Origin of the sequence: Myxococcus sp. XM-1-1-1, assembly GCF_020037095.1 — a bacterium.
Classification (GTDB): Bacteria; Myxococcota; Myxococcia; order Myxococcales; family Myxococcaceae; genus Myxococcus; species Myxococcus fulvus.
In genome coordinates, this window is record NZ_JAIQDH010000029.1 from 1 (window position 1) to 15,099 (window position 15,099).

At 70.1% G+C, this 15,099-nt stretch carries 17 protein-coding genes and 7 tRNA genes; 9 read left to right on the forward strand and 15 right to left on the reverse strand.

The window, feature by feature from the left end; translation table 11 throughout:
* Positions 1 to 115 precede the first annotated feature (115 nt).
* Positions 116 to 259: a hypothetical protein gene (locus tag K8640_RS36950; RefSeq protein ID WP_223751408.1), complete on the reverse strand. Its 144-nt coding sequence runs from the start codon at positions 257 to 259 to the stop codon at positions 116 to 118.
* A 206-nt stretch (positions 260 to 465) separates the two neighbouring features.
* Here K8640_RS36950 and K8640_RS36955 point away from each other — a divergent pair, with 206 nt between their 5' ends.
* Complete coding sequence (locus K8640_RS36955; RefSeq protein ID WP_223751409.1) at positions 466 to 1,233, forward strand: AraC family transcriptional regulator; 768 nt, start codon at positions 466 to 468, stop codon at positions 1,231 to 1,233.
* An 87-nt stretch (positions 1,234 to 1,320) separates the two neighbouring features.
* Entirely contained in the window at positions 1,321 to 1,710 is a 390-nt protein-coding gene (locus K8640_RS36960) for a VOC family protein (protein ID WP_223751410.1), read from the forward strand.
* Between the two features lie 6 nt (positions 1,711 to 1,716).
* Here the strand turns inward: K8640_RS36960 and K8640_RS36965 are convergent.
* From K8640_RS36965 to K8640_RS37000, 8 genes are all read right to left on the reverse strand, one after another.
* Positions 1,717 to 1,787: transfer RNA gene (locus K8640_RS36965), tRNA-Ala, on the reverse strand.
* Between the two features lie 103 nt (positions 1,788 to 1,890).
* Positions 1,891 to 1,965: transfer RNA gene (locus K8640_RS36970), tRNA-Pro, on the reverse strand.
* Between the two features lie 24 nt (positions 1,966 to 1,989).
* Positions 1,990 to 2,065 (reverse strand) — tRNA-Pro (locus tag K8640_RS36975).
* A 10-nt stretch (positions 2,066 to 2,075) separates the two neighbouring features.
* Positions 2,076 to 2,149 (reverse strand) — tRNA-Leu (locus K8640_RS36980).
* Between the two features lie 32 nt (positions 2,150 to 2,181).
* A tRNA-Ala gene (locus K8640_RS36985) sits at positions 2,182 to 2,253 on the reverse strand.
* A 15-nt stretch (positions 2,254 to 2,268) separates the two neighbouring features.
* Positions 2,269 to 2,340: transfer RNA gene (locus tag K8640_RS36990), tRNA-Gly, on the reverse strand.
* Positions 2,341 to 2,366: 26 nt separating this feature from the next.
* Positions 2,367 to 2,438 (reverse strand) — tRNA-Gly (locus K8640_RS36995).
* Between the two features lie 108 nt (positions 2,439 to 2,546).
* Complete coding sequence (locus K8640_RS37000; RefSeq protein WP_170300441.1) at positions 2,547 to 2,699, reverse strand: hypothetical protein; 153 nt, start codon at positions 2,697 to 2,699, stop codon at positions 2,547 to 2,549.
* 226 nt (positions 2,700 to 2,925) lie between these two features.
* On the opposite strand from K8640_RS37000, the gene K8640_RS37005 reads away from it, so the two are divergent.
* The 3 genes from K8640_RS37005 to K8640_RS37015 all read left to right on the forward strand — a co-directional run bounded on the left by K8640_RS37005 (position 2,926) and on the right by K8640_RS37015 (position 6,758).
* Positions 2,926 to 4,293 carry a hypothetical protein gene (locus tag K8640_RS37005; RefSeq protein WP_223751411.1) on the forward strand — a complete coding sequence of 456 codons (1,368 nt, stop codon included), beginning with the start codon at positions 2,926 to 2,928 and terminating at the stop codon, positions 4,291 to 4,293.
* A gap of 181 nt (positions 4,294 to 4,474) precedes the next feature.
* Positions 4,475 to 5,806 carry a magnesium transporter gene (gene mgtE / locus K8640_RS37010; RefSeq protein WP_223751412.1) on the forward strand — a complete coding sequence of 444 codons (1,332 nt, stop codon included), beginning with the start codon at positions 4,475 to 4,477 and terminating at the stop codon, positions 5,804 to 5,806.
* Between the two features lie 28 nt (positions 5,807 to 5,834).
* The gene (locus K8640_RS37015) at positions 5,835 to 6,758 is read left to right on the forward strand and encodes a DUF6929 family protein (RefSeq protein ID WP_223751413.1); all 924 of its coding nucleotides are present in this window, start codon (positions 5,835 to 5,837) and stop codon (positions 6,756 to 6,758) included.
* 9 nt (positions 6,759 to 6,767) lie between these two features.
* Here K8640_RS37015 and K8640_RS37020 read toward each other — a convergent pair whose 3' ends face one another.
* Positions 6,768 to 7,673 carry a tetratricopeptide repeat protein gene (locus K8640_RS37020; protein WP_223751414.1) on the reverse strand — a complete coding sequence of 302 codons (906 nt, stop codon included), beginning with the start codon at positions 7,671 to 7,673 and terminating at the stop codon, positions 6,768 to 6,770.
* Positions 7,673 to 7,924 carry a hypothetical protein gene (locus K8640_RS37025; protein WP_141331850.1) on the reverse strand — a complete coding sequence of 84 codons (252 nt, stop codon included), beginning with the start codon at positions 7,922 to 7,924 and terminating at the stop codon, positions 7,673 to 7,675. Before K8640_RS37025 ends, K8640_RS37020 begins: the two co-directional genes overlap by 1 nt.
* Positions 7,925 to 8,187: 263 nt before the next feature.
* Between K8640_RS37025 and K8640_RS37030 the strand changes: the two genes are divergently transcribed.
* From K8640_RS37030 to K8640_RS37045, 4 genes are all read left to right on the forward strand, one after another.
* Positions 8,188 to 8,631 (forward strand): NADAR family protein, encoded by a 444-nt coding sequence (locus tag K8640_RS37030; protein WP_223751415.1) that lies wholly within the window; start codon positions 8,188 to 8,190, stop codon positions 8,629 to 8,631.
* 136 nt (positions 8,632 to 8,767) lie between these two features.
* Entirely contained in the window at positions 8,768 to 9,682 is a 915-nt protein-coding gene (locus K8640_RS37035; protein ID WP_223751416.1) for an alpha/beta fold hydrolase, read from the forward strand.
* Between the two features lie 64 nt (positions 9,683 to 9,746).
* Positions 9,747 to 10,817, forward strand: coding sequence for a sensor histidine kinase (locus K8640_RS37040; protein ID WP_223751417.1), 1,071 nt, complete (start codon positions 9,747 to 9,749; stop codon positions 10,815 to 10,817).
* Positions 10,814 to 11,536 (forward strand): LytTR family DNA-binding domain-containing protein, encoded by a 723-nt coding sequence (locus K8640_RS37045; RefSeq protein WP_223751418.1) that lies wholly within the window; start codon positions 10,814 to 10,816, stop codon positions 11,534 to 11,536. The genes K8640_RS37040 and K8640_RS37045 overlap by 4 nt, the downstream gene beginning before the upstream one ends.
* A 7-nt stretch (positions 11,537 to 11,543) precedes the next feature.
* On the opposite strand, the gene K8640_RS37050 is transcribed toward K8640_RS37045, so the two are convergent.
* The 4 genes from K8640_RS37050 to K8640_RS37065 form a co-directional block, all read right to left on the reverse strand.
* Positions 11,544 to 11,924 carry a lipoprotein gene (locus K8640_RS37050; protein ID WP_046710570.1) on the reverse strand — a complete coding sequence of 127 codons (381 nt, stop codon included), beginning with the start codon at positions 11,922 to 11,924 and terminating at the stop codon, positions 11,544 to 11,546.
* 178 nt (positions 11,925 to 12,102) lie between these two features.
* The gene (locus tag K8640_RS37055; RefSeq protein ID WP_141324151.1) at positions 12,103 to 12,606 is read right to left on the reverse strand and encodes an HAD family hydrolase; all 504 of its coding nucleotides are present in this window, start codon (positions 12,604 to 12,606) and stop codon (positions 12,103 to 12,105) included.
* An 11-nt stretch (positions 12,607 to 12,617) separates the two neighbouring features.
* A complete protein-coding gene (locus K8640_RS37060) occupies positions 12,618 to 13,733 on the reverse strand; it encodes an MXAN_5187 C-terminal domain-containing protein (RefSeq protein ID WP_223751419.1) in 1,116 nt (371 codons plus the stop codon).
* A 41-nt stretch (positions 13,734 to 13,774) separates the two neighbouring features.
* The gene (locus tag K8640_RS37065) at positions 13,775 to 15,082 is read right to left on the reverse strand and encodes a prolipoprotein diacylglyceryl transferase (protein ID WP_223751420.1); all 1,308 of its coding nucleotides are present in this window, start codon (positions 15,080 to 15,082) and stop codon (positions 13,775 to 13,777) included.
* Positions 15,083 to 15,099: the final 17 nt, after the last annotated feature.

Here is a 15,099-nt window from a genome sequence, read left to right on the forward strand (position 1 = left end):
CCCCGCCATCTCTGGAGAGCGCGGAGTAGACCGCCGCGCTCTCTCCCTCGCTCTAAAATGGCGAAAGTCGAGTCTGAAACCGCCCGGCCACGTCATCGAGACGTGGCCAGGAAGCTCAACGGCCGGGTGGAGCGCTACGGAAGGAAGCGATTCCCTCCCACAGCTCGTCCTCGGAGACGGTGTCCTGCTCGGTGTTCGCGAACAGCACGGCGATGCCGCGGACAGTGTCGTTCTTGCGCTTGAGATTCATCGGGCTCATCGGATTCACCATCGGCAGATTCACCGCTCCTTTCGCCAACGACAGACGCGCTCGACTTCTCGCCCTGACAAAGACATGTGTCTTCAATGCGAGCACACCGTGCACAGCGGCCCGCGAGCCCTCTGGCGCCATCCCCCTCGCCCGGCTCGAGGCCCGCGCGGAATGAGCCGCCCGGTACTATCCTCTCCCCAGGAGGAGACCGAGGGATGCTCGAGGGTGGATACACGGAGCTGGCGCCGCCGGCCTTCATGGCCGACCGGGTGGACGCGCTCTGGCGCTACGTCACGCCCTCCACCGCCGCGCCAGGCCTCCACCGCATTCTCCCCGACGGCTGCACGGACCTCATCGTGCGCTTCCCGGACGTGCGCGCCCTGGGCCGCGGCGATGAGCCCCGCGTGACGGTGGTCGGCCCCATGGAGTCCTTCGCGCTCGTGAAGGAGGCCCCCGGCTCGGTGAGCCTCGGAATCCGGCTCAAGCCCGGCTGGGCGCTCGCGCTGCTCGGCGTGAGCCCTCGCGAGCTGTGCAACCTCAACGTCCCCGTGAAGGACTGCGCGCCAGCCCTCGTCTCACTCCAGCAACGGCTGTCCGCTTGCCGCTCCCTCGAGCACGCCCAGGCCCTGCTCCAACAAGAGCTCCTGCGCCGCAATGCCTCGCCGCGACACCTGCCGAAGGCCCGGACCACCCACGCGCTCCAGTGTCTCCAGTCCTCCTCGGGACAGGTGCGCATGTCCGCGCTGGCGCGCGAGCTGGGCATCAGCGAGCGGACCCTACACCGCGACATCCTCGAGGAAGCAGGCACGGCGCCCAAGCTGCTCGCCCGGGTGCTGCGCTTCCAGCGAGCACTGGGGCAGCTTCGCGCGGGGAACTCCGCGCTGAGCACCGTGGCGCTCGACTGCGGCTACTCGGACCAGGCCCACTTCACCCGGGAGGTCCGAGAGCTGGCGGGAGTGTCTCCCACCGGCCTGCTGGAATGAGCCGCGTCCGATTTCTTCAAGACACCCCAGCGGGCCCATGAGAGACCGCCTCCATCGGCGTCCTCACTCCCACCTCGGAGCCCTCTCATGAAGCTCGGCTATGTCATCCTCTACGTCCCGGACGTCCCCGCCACCCTCGCGTTCTACGAGAAGGCCTTCGGCCTGAAGCGGCGCTTCCTCCACGAGAGCAACACGTACGGAGAGCTGGACACGGGCACCACCGCCCTGGCCTTCGCGTCAGAGGAGATGGCCGGACACAACGGGCTCACCGTGCGCTTCCATCGGCCGAAGGAGACTCCCGCCGCGGTGGAGGTGGCGCTCGTCACGCCCGATGTCGCGGGCGCCTACGAGCACTCGGTGAAGGCAGGCGCAAGCCCCGTCCAACCACCCAAGCAGAAGCCCTGGGGACAGTCGGTGGCCTACGTGCAGGACCTCAACGGCGTGCTGGTGGAGATCTGCTCCCCCATCTCCGCCTGAGGTGAATGGAACCGCCGGGAATCGAACCCGGACCGCTCGGATGCCGTCCGAGCATTCTCCCGTTGAACCACGGTCCCTGAAGGGGTGCTTCCAGCGCTCCGACAGGGAATCGAACCCTGTTCACACGGTAGACGGCCGTGCTGCGATCCAATCGCATCCCGGAGCATGAAACACTTCACATCTGGATGACAGGATTTGAACCTGCGACCTCACGGATCCGAACCGTGCGCTCTGGCCAGACTGAGCTACATCCAGGAAACCACCACTGCCTGCAACGAGTCGGGACGACTGGATTCGAACCAGCGACCTCGCGCACCCCAAGCGCGCGCTCTTGTCCAAGCTGAGCTACGTCCCGTGAAGCACCATGCCGCGGGCGGGAGTCGAACCCGCAACCTCTGCGTTCTGAGCGCAGCACCTCTACCAATTGGGCTACCGCGGCGTTTGAAACAGACGACAACGACTGTGATTGAATGGAGCCGCCGGGGATTGAACCCGGGACCTCTCGGATGCGAACCGAGCGCTCTCCCGCTGAGCTACGACCCCACATGTGTCTCGTGAAGCAGCCTGCGGGAGTCGAACCCGCGCGGTCCTGAGTGGCTCTCAGGTGCCTTTCCCCTCGGCCAAGGCTGCGTTGCGTCCCTGCGGTGTGCTCGTGAAGCAGCCTGCGGGAGTCGAACCCGCGTGGTCCTGAGTGGCGCTCAGGTGCCTCGCCTCTCGGCCAAGGCTGCGTGTGCTGGGGGGCGGGAGGCCCGGAACATGAGAAGGGCCGGGTTCCCTCGAGGGGAGCCCGGCCCTGGTACCTTCGGCCACGTCCTCGAGGGGACGGGCCTGGGGTCTCAGGTTCCGGGCGGTCGACCGCCGGCGGCATCGCCCAGCAGGGCGGGAAGAGGAGCGGGACGTAGCGCGGCGGGCGCGAGCGCATCGATGCCGCTGACAGTGTCGTTCAGGATCTCGGGGTTCATCGGGCTCGTCAGGTTCGCCGTCGTCATGGTCACCGCTCCTTTCAGCGAAAAGAGACGCGCGGATATTTCATCCCTGACATGCGAGTGATTCCCATCCCGTCACGCGCCAGAGCCCCGGGCATCCACGAGGTGACACCCACCCCGGAAGCAGGGCTGACCGCGTCCCCCGTTCGCGCTATGAGGTTCGTGGAAGCCCGCGTCGCAGCGCTCCCTGGCCGGGGGAGGCTCGGACGTCGGGTGAGATGGCCGCTGGATGAAGACCTCCCTCCCCCTCACCCTGGCCGCGGTGCTCGCCAGCGTCGGTTGCTCGGCGGACGACCAGGCGCCCCTGTGCACCGTGAGCCCCGCGACGGGGCTGTTCACCCGCGACCCGGTGGTGGTCCCCCTGGGCACCGCCGCCTCGCTGAGGATGGACGTCGCCACCCTGATGCTGGCCTGCGACAACGGCAGTCCCGCCCAGGCCCCCGACACCGCCACCGCCGAGGTGCTGGACCCGGAGAACCACCGGGTCCCCGCGGAAGTCTCCCTGAGCGACATGGGCGGCGAGGCCACGGTGAGCTTCACTCCCACCTCCGTGGGACGACACCACGTCCTGCTCTCCTTCGCGCCCGTGGGCGGCGTGCGCCAGCTCGGCGTCCATGTGGCCGGCGCGTGGCGTGGAAGCCCCACGCCCGTCACCCTGCCGCTGCCCAGGTGCGGTCAGCTGGACCGCACCACGCGAGGCCTGTGGCTGTGTGATGGCGTGGCCGTGCGCGGCGCCGCGGACCGCCCTTTGCGCCTGGGCACCGCCACCACCCCCGCCGACGTCTCCGTCTCCGGCAACGTCGTCTGGGTGGTGGGAGACGGGCGCGTGCGCCGCTACGTGGACACCGGCGCCGAGTTGGAGCTCACCGACTCGCTGCTCACGGACGCGCTGGGCACCCGGCCCCTCCAGGCGCGACTGGCCTCGGAGAACGAGCTGGTGGTGCTCGACAGCGAACGGCTCCACCGCTTCGTGCTCACCGACGCCGGGGTGCTCACCGCGCCACCGTCCACGCCCTGGTGGGGGACGGCGACTCCGGGGCGCTTCGGGAGGGACCAGTCGACGGGGCTGCTCGTGCGCGCGTCGGCGCGGCGCGTCCTCGTCCTGTCGATGCTCCGTGGCGCACAGGACAGCCAGGCCTGCCCCTTCGAGCCCTCCGTCGAGGGCAGCCTCCTGCCGGTGACGGACGAGCCCTGCGCGCCGCTGCGAGGCCGCCCCGTGGGCCTGGAGGACGGCGCCCTGTGGACCCTGCTCGGCTCCGCCCAGCCCCTGTTCCCCGAGCGGACGCTCTACCGATGGACACTCGAGAGAGGCCGACTGGAGCAGGACGGCGCGCTCGGCCTGGAGCTGTCGCTGGGGGTCACCGAGGCGTTCCTCCACCTGGGCCCCACCGTGCCCACCCTCTACTCCACCACCGGTGAAGCCCGGCTGTCCCAACCCCGGCGCCTGAGCGGACGGCCCGTGCTCGGACTGGAGCTGTTGCCCACCCACTTCCCCCTCTCCGAGGGCTCGCGCGACGCCTCCCCCCGCTTCTACTGGGGTGGCGATTCGCGTCCCCTCGGAGGTTTCACCACCGTCTACGAGCAGGCCTGGCCCTGAGAGGCCCCGCCGAGACCCTCCCTTGGAGCCCACACGGGCGAGCTTTCCACGCGAGGCGGTGACGTCCGTGGAAAAAGCGCGCGGGGATGGTTGCCTGCCTCTCGCCGCGCTCGCCGTGCGGGTGTAGAGAGGCCGGCGCGTCGCGACTGGCCGCGCGCGTACACCAGCCGAGGCGAGCCCCATGATGGACAGCCCTCAGAGCGCTTCCCTCTCCGTGGAGGAGCTCCATGAGGTGTGGCCGGTGCTCTCCATCGACGAGCGCCTGGAGGGCTTCCGGCTCCTGCCGACGTCGGTGGCGGACGACTTCTTCCTCGACCTGTCCGCGCGCGAACAGGCGGAGCTCATCACCCACCTGCCCGCCAGCGAGCGGCGCACCTGGGTGCGTCTGTTGCCGCCGGACGACCTGGCGGACCTGGTGCAGGCGGTGGCGGTGGAGCCGGGGCAGGCGGACGCCATCCTCGCGCAGCTGGACGACGCCAGCCGTCGAGAGGTCAACGTCCTGCTCGCCTACGCGGAGGACGACGCCGGTGGTCTGATGAACCCGCGCTTCGCGCGCGTGCGGCCGGAGATGACCATCGACGAGGCCATCGGCTACCTGCGCAAGCAGGCGCGCGAAAAGGTGGAGACCGTCTACTACGCGTACGCGCTGGACGCCGAGCAGCGCCTGCAGGGCGTGCTGTCCTTGCGCCAGCTCTTCCAGGCCGCCAGCGACAAGAAGGTCGCGGACGTCATGCAGCACGACGTCGTCACGGTGTCGGAGAACACGGACCAGGAAGTGGTGAGCCAGCTGTTCACCGAGCACGGCTTCATGGCGCTGCCCGTGCTCGACGAGCAGAACCGGATGAAGGGCATCGTCACGGTGGACGACATCGTCGACGTCGTCCAGGAAGAGGCCACCGAGGACATCCAGAAGGTCGGCGGCATGGAGGCCCTCGAGGCCCCCTACTTCGAGGTCGGCTTCTTCGGGATGCTCAAGAAGCGCATCGGCTGGCTGCTGGTGCTCTTCCTCGGGCAGATGCTCACCGCCACCGCCATGAGCAGCTTCGAGGGTGCGATTGAGCGCGCGGTGGTGCTCAGCCTCTTCGTGCCGCTCATCATCTCCTCCGGCGGCAACTCCGGCAGCCAGGCCTCCACGCTCATCATCCGCGCGCTCGCCCTGGGCGAGATGCGGCTGAAGGACTGGTGGCGCGTGGCGCGGCGCGAGGTGCTGTCCGGCCTGGTGCTGGGCTTCGTGCTGGGCGCGGTGGGCCTGGCGCGCATCGTCGTGTGGCAGGAGGTGTCCGGCGCGTATGGCGAGCACGCGTTCCTGCTGGGCTGCGCGGTGGCGCTGTCCGTGCTGGGCGTGGTGACGTTCGGAACGCTCGCGGGCTCCATGCTGCCCCTGGTGCTGCGCCGCTTCGGCTTCGACCCCGCGAGCGCCTCGGCGCCCTTCGTCGCCACACTGGTGGACGTCAGCGGCGTCGTCATCTACTTCACCGTCGCCAGCCTCCTGCTGCGCGGTACGCTGCTCTGAACGCGCCTGCCGCGACGGGAGCCCGGCCATGATTCGCACCACCCCACGGCGCACCCTCACCCTGGAGGCCCCCGAGTCCCCGGGCCTCCCCGCGCATGTCAGCGCCGCCAGCGGCCTGGTGCGCGTCGGAGACTGGCTGCACGTCGTCGCGGATGACTCGCTGCACCTGGCGACGTTCCCCGCGCGCGGGGATGCACCGGGGCGGCTGTCGCGACTGTTCGAAGGTGAGCTGCCCGAGGAGCCCGCCGCGCGCAAGGCGGCCAAGCCGGACCTGGAGGCGCTCTGTCTGCTGGGTCCCCTGGCGGGTGCGCCTCATGGGGCCCTGCTGGCGCTGCCCTCGGGCTCCACCTTGGCGCGCATGCGCGGGGCGCTGGTGACGCTGGGCGCGGATGGCTCGCTCACGGGCGAGGTCCGGACGGTGGACTGCGCGACGATGTACCAGCAGCTCTCGCGAGAGCTGGGCTCGCTCAACATCGAGGGCGCGGCGGTGGTGGGTGGACGGCTGCGGCTGCTCCAGCGGGGCAACGGCGACGCGGGCGTGGATGCGCTGGTGGACCTGGACCGGGAGCGCGCGATGCGCGCCATCGAGGTGGGCGCGCTGGGGCCGGAGGTGGTGCGCACCACGCTGCGCTGGGAGCTGGGCCGCACGGGCGGCGTGCGGCTGTCCTTCACGGACGCCTCGCCCCTGCCCGATGGACGGATGATCTTCACCGCGACGGCGGAGGCCTCGCCGGATACCTATTCGGACGGCGCGGTGGCGGGCTCCGCGGTGGGCCTGCTGGCGCCGGATGGGACGCCGCTGTTCCTGGACGTCGTCGACGCGAAGGTGAAGCTGGAGGGCGTGGACGCGCGCGTGGAGGGTGGACGCGTGCACCTGCTGCTGGTGGCGGACGCGGATGACCCGTCCGTGGCGGCGCCCCTCTTGGAAGCGGTGCTGGACGTCCCGGCGTAGCGGCGCCGGTCAGTCGTGCTCGTGCGCGGCTTCTTCGGGCCTGCCGCCCACGGCCTCGAGCGAGGAACGCGCGGGACGGGCGCGGTCGAACGCCACCTCGCGCTGGCCCACACCCTCGGCGGTGGTGTTGGCGATGCGCTTGCGGGCGCGGGCGATGTAGTCCTGCACCAGCGTGGGGTCGGGATGCGTCTTCAGCGTCTCCACCCACGTCTCGATGGCCTTCTCGTGCTCGCCGGCGTCCGAGCGCAGCTTGCCCATCTCGAAGAGCGCGTGCGGGGACAGCTCCGAGTCCGGGAAGCGCGTGCGCAGGTCCGCGAAGGCGCGCGAGGCCTCCTGCCGACGGCCCTCCATCATCGCGATGGCCTGGGCCTGGAGGAACAGCGTGTCGTCCACGAAGACGCTGGTGGCGAAGCGCTCGACGAGGCGGCGCGTCTCCAGCTCGCACTGCTGATAGTCACCCAGCTCGAAGTAGAGCTTGGCCACCTGGTAGTGCAGCTCCGCGCCCTGCGGCGGGTTGCGCTGCAGCGCCGCGGTGAGCTGGTCGATGGCGCCGCGCAGGTCGCGGTAGTGCACGCGCAACAGCTCCGCCAGGATGATGCGGGCCTCGAGCGCCTCGGGGGACTCGGGGCACTGCTGGATGAGCTCGCGGTAGACGCCCACGGCCTCCTTCACCTTGCGCTGCTCCAGCCAGTAGACGTCCGCGGCGCCCTTGAGCGAGCGGGCGCGCAGCACGAGCGCCTCCGGCGTGCTGTCGTGGCGCAACATGTCGAAGGCCTTGCGGTACTCGACGAGCGCCTCGTCCGGTCGCTTCTCGAAGGTGGCGTCGCGAGCGCGCTGCAGGTGGTCCACCGGCTTGTCGCGACACCCGGCACCCGCCAGGGCCAGCACCACGAGCGACAGTCGCAGCGTCCGCACTAGCACTTCTCCGGGATGATGGTGACGCAGCGCGACTCCACGCAGCTCACGCACTCGGCGATGGGCGAGACGTCGGTGACGCACACATCGACACGGGAGGTCCGCGGACAGTCCTCGGAGGTGACACACCGATAGACGCTCCCGTCGTCACGGGTGACGTCCTGGGACGTCGAGCCACAGACCTCCAGGTCGTTGCATCCCAACAACCCCGCTCCAAGGGCGGCGAGGACCGTGTGCGCGGTGCGTGTCACGGCGGCGGTTCTACCTGGATTCGACCACGTCGTCACGGACCGGTGTGCCCGCTCGCCTGCCCAGCGGAATCCCTTGCGACCCGGCTCCACAGGGGGTGAAGTCTGGAAAGCGAGCGTGTCATGAAGTACCCGCCATGACGCGGGGCATGACGCCTGTTGGCACTCCCGAAAGCGCGACACATGGGCGGATTCGAGACGGCCTTGCATGTGGAACCGGCGAGCAAAGGCAAACCGGGTGAAGTCCTGGCACGCTTGGGACACCCATGAGCGAGGTCATCCGTTTCTACAGCGTCACCGACGCACATGGCTGGTGCTCGAACTTCGCGCCCTACCCCATCAAGCTCGGCGGCAGGACGTGGCCCACCAGCGAGCACTACTTCCAGGCTCGCAAGTTCGAGGCTCCCGAGGACCAGGAGTCCCTCCGTCAGGCGCGCACGCCCATGCTCGCCGCGCGCATGGGGCGCGACCGCAAGCGCAAGCTCCGTCGGGACTGGGAGTCCATCAAGGTCTCCGTCATGCGCGAGGCCGTGCGCGCCAAGTTCACCCAGCACGAGGACCTGGCCCGGTTGCTCCTGGACACGGGTGACGCACGGCTCGTCGAGCACACGGACCAGGATGACTACTGGGGCGACGGCGGAGACGGCAGCGGAAAGAACATGCTCGGCCGCATCCTCATGGAGATTCGCGAGGAGCTCCGCGCGCGGTAGCACGTCCCCGCTGCCCACCGCTCATCCCCGGGACGGACCGCTCATGGAGTATCCGGAGCGAGCACGATTCCGGGGCGTACCTTTCTCCTCGTCCGACACCGCGCCTCCCGCGGCGTCCGTCACCCGAGGAAGGTCCATGCGTCCCACGCCACTTTTGACCGCGCTCTGCACCCTCTGTCTGCTCGTCGGCTGCGCCACCACCTCCAGCCCCTCCACCACCGCCGCGGCCATCAGCGCCCCCGCCGCCCCGGCCGCCTTCCAGGTGAAGCGCTCCGGCAAGGGACGCCCCGTCCTGTTCATCCCCGGCCTCGCCTCGTCCGGCGCGGTGTGGGACGAGACGGTGGCCCACCTGAAGGGCGGCTACGACAGCCACGTCTTCACGCTCGCCGGCTTCGCGGGTCAGCCCGCCATCCCCGCGCCCTTCTTCGCCACCATGCGCACGGCGCTCATCGCGTACATCCGTGAGCACAAGCTCGAGAAGCCCATCATCGTCGGACACAGCCTGGGCGGCGTGCTGGCGCTCTCGCTGGCCGCCGAGGCGCCCGACCTGGTGGGCGGACTCTTCATCGTGGACAGCGTGCCCTTCCTGCCCGCCCTCATGTACCCCGGCGCCACCGTCGAGACCTCCCGACCGTTCGCCGAGCAGGGCCGCGCCCACGTGCGCCAGCAGACGCTGGAGCAGCGCACCCAGGCCTCTCAACAGGCGATGCGCATCTACGCCACCGACGAGGCTCGGCGCGAGGTCGGCGTCCGATGGGGCGTCGACTCCGACGCGGAGACCATCGCACAGGCCATGTACGAGATGTCCACCACCGACCTGCGCCCGGAGCTGCCGCGCATCACCGCGCCCACCTTCGTCTTCGGCTCGTGGGCCGCGCTCAAGGGCAGCGTCCCTCGCGAGAACATCGAGGCGCTCTATCGCGGCCAGTACCAGGGCCTGTCCACCGCGCGTGTCGTCATGCACGACACGGCCCGGCACTTCATCATGTGGGACGACCCCGAGGGCTTCTTCACCACGCTCGACGGCTTCCTGAACGAGCACGCCCGCTGACGCGCGTGGAGTCCCACCGTTGAAGCGTGATGGACTCGAGGACCTCATGACGGCAGGAGCACGCATGTCATCCCGACGCGCCCGGGTCTACGCAGCCTGCCAGGTGGGCGGCTGGGGACTGTACGCCATCATCAATGGCCTGCTGTCCGTGCTGTCCATCGTGATGATGCAGCGGCCCGACGAGCAGTTCGCGCGCAGGATGCTCTGGCTCGTCGCGATGAGCCTCTCTGGCGTGCTCATCACCCACGTCGCCCGGGTCCGACTCGGCTTCCGGGAGTGGGCCCGGCTGTCCCTGTCCCGCCTCGCGCCGCGCGTGCTGCTCGTCTGTCTGGCGATGGGGGCCACCCAGTCCGTGGTGGCCCACGTCCTGTCCCGCTTCGTGTTCCGCATCCAGGGGTTCGAGGACTTCTCGCTCACCAACATCATCTTCGGCGGCGCCTTCTGGTCCGTGGTCATGATGATGTGGCTCCTGACGTACTTCGCGGTCCACTTCATCGAGCGCGCGCGTACCGCCGAGCACGAGCGCCTGCAGCAACACATCGCCTCGCAGACCTCGGAGCTGCGCTTCCTCAAGGCCCAGCTCCAGCCGCACTTCCTCTTCAACTGTCTCAACAGCGTCCGGGCCCTCATCGTCGAGGACCCCGCCCGCGCCCAGCAGGCGGTGACCCACCTGTCCTCGCTGCTGCGCTACGCGCTCGCCTCGAAGGACGCGGAGACGGTGCCGCTCGGGCGGGAACTCCAGGTGGTGCGTGACTACCTGAGCCTGGAAGCCATCCGCCTCGAGGAGCGGCTCCGCGTGCGCGAGGACGTGTCTCCCGAGGCGCTCGCCGTACCCGTGCCCGCGATGCTGGTGCAGACGCTGGTGGAGAACGCCATCAAGCACGGCATCGCCCCTTCGCCCGAGGGCGGCGCGGTGACGGTGCAGGCCCACGTGCGCGAGGGCTCACTCATCCTCGAGGTCGCCAACACCCCCGCGCCCGTCGGCACACCTCCCGCTCCCCACTCCGGCGGCGTGGGACTCCACAACGCGAGCGAGCGGCTGCGGCTGCTGTGCGGCACCACCGCGTCGCTCCAGCTCGACCAGACCGGCTCCGCCCTCACCACCGCGCGCGTCCGCATCCCCCTGCCCTCATGAGAGTCCTCATCGTCGACGACGAACGCCTGGCCCGCGCGGAGCTGCGCCGACTGCTCGCCGCATTCCCCGACGTCGAAGTCGTGGGCGAGGCCACCCACGTGGACGACGCCTGTCGTCAGGTGGAGTCGCTGGAGCCAGACCTGCTCCTGCTCGACATCCAGATGCCGGGAGGCAGCGGCTTCGACGTACTCGCCCGGCTCGACGAACCTCCCGACGTCATCTTCACCACCGCGTTCGATGCGCACGCCGTGCGCGCCTTCTCCGTCAACGCGCTCGACTACCTGCTCAAGCCCATCGAAGCGGAGCGACTCACCGAGGCGCTGGAGCGGGTCCGGCAGCGCAGCCGACAGACGGAGCGCGCGTCCGAGCCGACGCGGGCCCCGGGAGCGCCGCTGGAGCGCGTGTTCGTGAAGGAGGGCGAGCGCTGCTGGCTCGTGCAGCTCTCGCAGGTCCCGCTCATCACGTCCGAGGGCAACTACTCACGGCTGCACCTGGCGGGACATCAGCCGCTGCTCTTGCGCTCGTTGAGCTACCTGGAGGAGAAGCTGGACCCCGCGCGGTTCTTCCGCGCGAGTCGACAGCACCTCATCAACCTGGACTTCGTCGACACCCTGGAGCCGGGCCCCGGCGGCACGCTGGTGGCGCGCCTTCGCGGAGGCCCGGAGATAGAGATGTCACGCCGTCAGTCCCAACGCTTCCGCGAGCGCATGAGCCTGTGAGCGCGCGTCAGTTGGCGCCGTGCTGCGACTTGGACGACTTGCCGGAGGTGAGCACCGGGTCCACCGCCGCCACGCTGTTGCGGCGGCGCGTCTGGCGTCCGCGCTCCTCCATCTTCTCGTAGTGCTTCATGCGCGCCAGGATGTGCGGCTCCGACGTCTGGCAGTGCAGCTGCGTCACCTCCTGATGACGACGCCCCAGTTCCTGCCACGTCTGGAGCATGGCCTGGTTGCCGAGCAGTCGCTCCTCGACATTGTCCAGCACCGCATCCAGCTCCTCGGCCTCCGCCTCCAGCACCGCGAGCCGCTCCCGAGATTCTTCAGACGGCGTCGAGCACCCCGTCGTCATCACGAGGCCCACCACCACCGACAGCCCGAGCCACCTCTGCATCCCCACATCGCCTCCCACGTGTCTCGCGCCGGCCAGCGGCCTCATGTGCGAAGCCCAAGGTAGGGAGGGCCCCATGACGCGACAACCCGTGCGGGCAAGCGACCCCGTCGACTTTTCAGGAGCCGACGATTCGCCGCACCCAGGCGTGGATTGGAGGAATTCGAGGGACGGACAGGTGCTACGAGCGGTGCCGCAGGATGAACTCGCACACCTCGCGCGCGGCGCCGAAGCCCGCGGGCTTCTGTGCGACGTAGTGCACCTGGGCGCGGACCTCGTCAGGGGCCTCGGGTGGCGCGGAGGAGAAGCCCACCGCCTTGAGCAGCGGCAGGTCCACCACCTCGTCCCCCATGTAGCCACACCGGTCCGCGGAGACGTTCAGCAGCGCGAGCAGCTTCTCGAAGTGCGCGACCTTGTCCTGGCTGCCGAAGTGCACGTGCTTGAGGCCCAGCGACTGCATCCGCATCTGCGCGGACAGGCTGTCTCCTCCGGAGATGGCGGCCACCTCGATGCCCACCTCCTGCAGGCGCTTGATGCCCATGCCGTCGCGCACGCTGTACATCTGCGTCCAGCCGGAGTTGGGCACCCAGAAGATGCGCCCGTCCGTGAGCGTCCCGTCGATGTCGAAAATCATCACCGACAGACGCGACACGCGCGCCTTGAGCGATTCCAGGTCCTGATTCATCGCGAAGGCGCCTACTTCGGCACGGCCTTGAGCGAGGCCTTGCCGTCCTTGATGACGACCTTGAACTCCACCGCCTTGGCGTTGTGCTGCTTGAGCAGCTCCGGCACCTGCTTGCGCAGCGTGGCGGCCACCGACTCGTAGGACATCTTCGAGGTGTCCTCCTGGCAGCGCCGCTTCGCGGTGACGTACGCGTCGTACACGGCGCGCAGCTTGTCGTCCGACATGCCGCCGCCTCCCGCCGCCGCGGGCTTGGGCGCCGCCGAGGCCACGGGCGCCGCGGGCCTGGACGCCGCGACCGGCGCCGCCGAGGGACGTGCCACGGGCACGGGGGTCCCCGCGGGCTTCGCGGCCATGCCCGGAGGAACCGCGGCCGAGCCTCGCGCCGGCGTGCCCGCGAGCGGCGACGTCACCGTGGGCAGTCCGCGCGCGGGCGTCCCCGTCACCGGCGCCACGGCGGGCGTCAGCGGGGCGATTCCCGGGATGCCTCCGCGCGACCCGGCGGGGGCCGCCACCGGCGCCACGCTCGGCGCCGCCGAGGCGCTGGCCACCGCGGGCGTGCCACGGAAGGGCGTGCCCCCGGCGGAAGGCGTGGAGGCGGCGACCGCCGCGGCGGCGATGGCCGCGGCCAGGGGTGGCTCGTTGACGGGGCGGGGGCGGAGCACCTCCTCCACCTCCTCGAAGTCCATGTCGGAGATGTCCTCCGGCAGCTCGACGACGCCCTTCTTCGCGTCCTTGTTCGCCGAGCCTCCGCGCACCTCCGCGCGACGCCGGGCCTTGAACAGGTCGCGCTTGTACGTGCCCGCTTCGATTTCCTGCAGCGTGCGCACCCACAGCCGCTCGTACGTGAGGAACTTGCTGTGGATGCTGCCCACGCGGAACTTGGCCGCGGTGCTGCGGATGAACGACGTCTTCAGCTTGTTCACCCGCTTCTTGAAGTCCTCGTGGGCGCGCGTGGGCGGGTTGCGCTCGTTGCCCAGGAAGTACTGCTCGAAGAGGTTGCGCAGCGCGGCCAGCTCCGCCTCCAGCGCCTCGCACTCATGAAGGACGGCCTCGCTGGAGCTGGTGTCCGCCGGGGCCTTCGTGGCGGGGGACTTCGCGGCGGACTGTCGGGCGTCGGGGGGCGGCATGACGTCTCAGAGTGTCCCCAACCGGCGTCCGGGGATCAACCTCACGCCGCCGACGGTGTCGGTCCGGCCTCGCCCGCCGCCTCGCCCGCCCCTCGTCGCCCCTTCTGGTAGAGCAGCGTCGCCCCGAGGGCGAACATGCACAGGGAGATGGACTGGCTGGTCGAAATGTTGAACCAGGCCTCCAACGGCACCGCGTCCGCCAGCCCCTGGGCCCCCAGGGACTCGAGCAGGCCGTGCAGCGTCCCGCGCTCCACGTCTCCGCGGAACAGCTCCACGGTGGTGCGCAGCACCGCGTAGGCCATCAGCCACAGCGCGAAGATGTGCCCGTGGAAGCGGCGCAAGCGCCGGGCGTACAGCAGCGCCACGAAGAGGACGAGCTGCCCCAGGGACTCGAAGAGCTGGGTGGGGTAGACGCCCAGGGTGTGTCCGTGCTGGGCCACCCAGTCGGAGATGCGCACGGCGTCCGGCGCGGCCTGGTGCAGAATCTGGCCTGTCGCCTCCACGACGAAGCGCGTGTCGTCGAGCTGGGAGGTGTACGCGAGGCTGGAGGCATTGCCCACCTGGCCGAACAGGTCCTGCGCCAGCCCCGAGCCCGGGAAGTGCACCGCCGTCGCGGAGTGGGCCGGTGCCACGTCGCCCCAGCAGCAGCCCGCGCTGAAGCAGCCCAGCCGCCCCAGGCACTGTCCCAGCGACACGGTGGGGATGCACACGTCCGCCAGCCGCAGGAAGTCCATGCCATGGGCGCGCGCGAAGAACCACGCCGCCACCGCCGCGCCGATGAGCCCTCCGTAGAAGACAAGCCCGCCGCCCAGCGACAACGCCTGCGTCCAGTCGCGCGAGTAGTCCTTCCAGTTGACCAGCACGAAGAGCAGCCGGCTGCCGCCAATGCCGCCGATGAGCACCCAGAAGGCCAGGTCCATCACCTGCTCGCGCTTTTTGGGCCCCTCCACGTCCACCCACTGGCCATCGACGAGCTCGACCCTGCGCCACTCGTCCCGCGCCAGCCGCCCGGCCACCGTCACCGCCGTCATGAAGCCCGTGGCGAGCAGCACGCCGTAGGTGTGCAGGGGGATGCCCTCGCCCTTGCCGCCGGGGAAGGCGCCCTCCGGCAGCGCGTACTTGAGGCCGAACCACGCCAGCCCCGCACCCGCGAGCCCGAAGCCCGCCGCGCGCAGGAGCCGGTCCGCGAGCACCACCGCCTTGCGCGTGCCCGTCTTCGGGTCCACCTCCCCCACCGCGCCGCGCCACCCGTTGAAGGCGATGTAGCCCACCGTGCCCACGGCGAGGGCGTACAGCAGCAACTGCGCCCACAGGCTGGTGAAGGTGAGGCGGAAGAGGACGGGGAGCATGGAGACCTGCCGGCGGA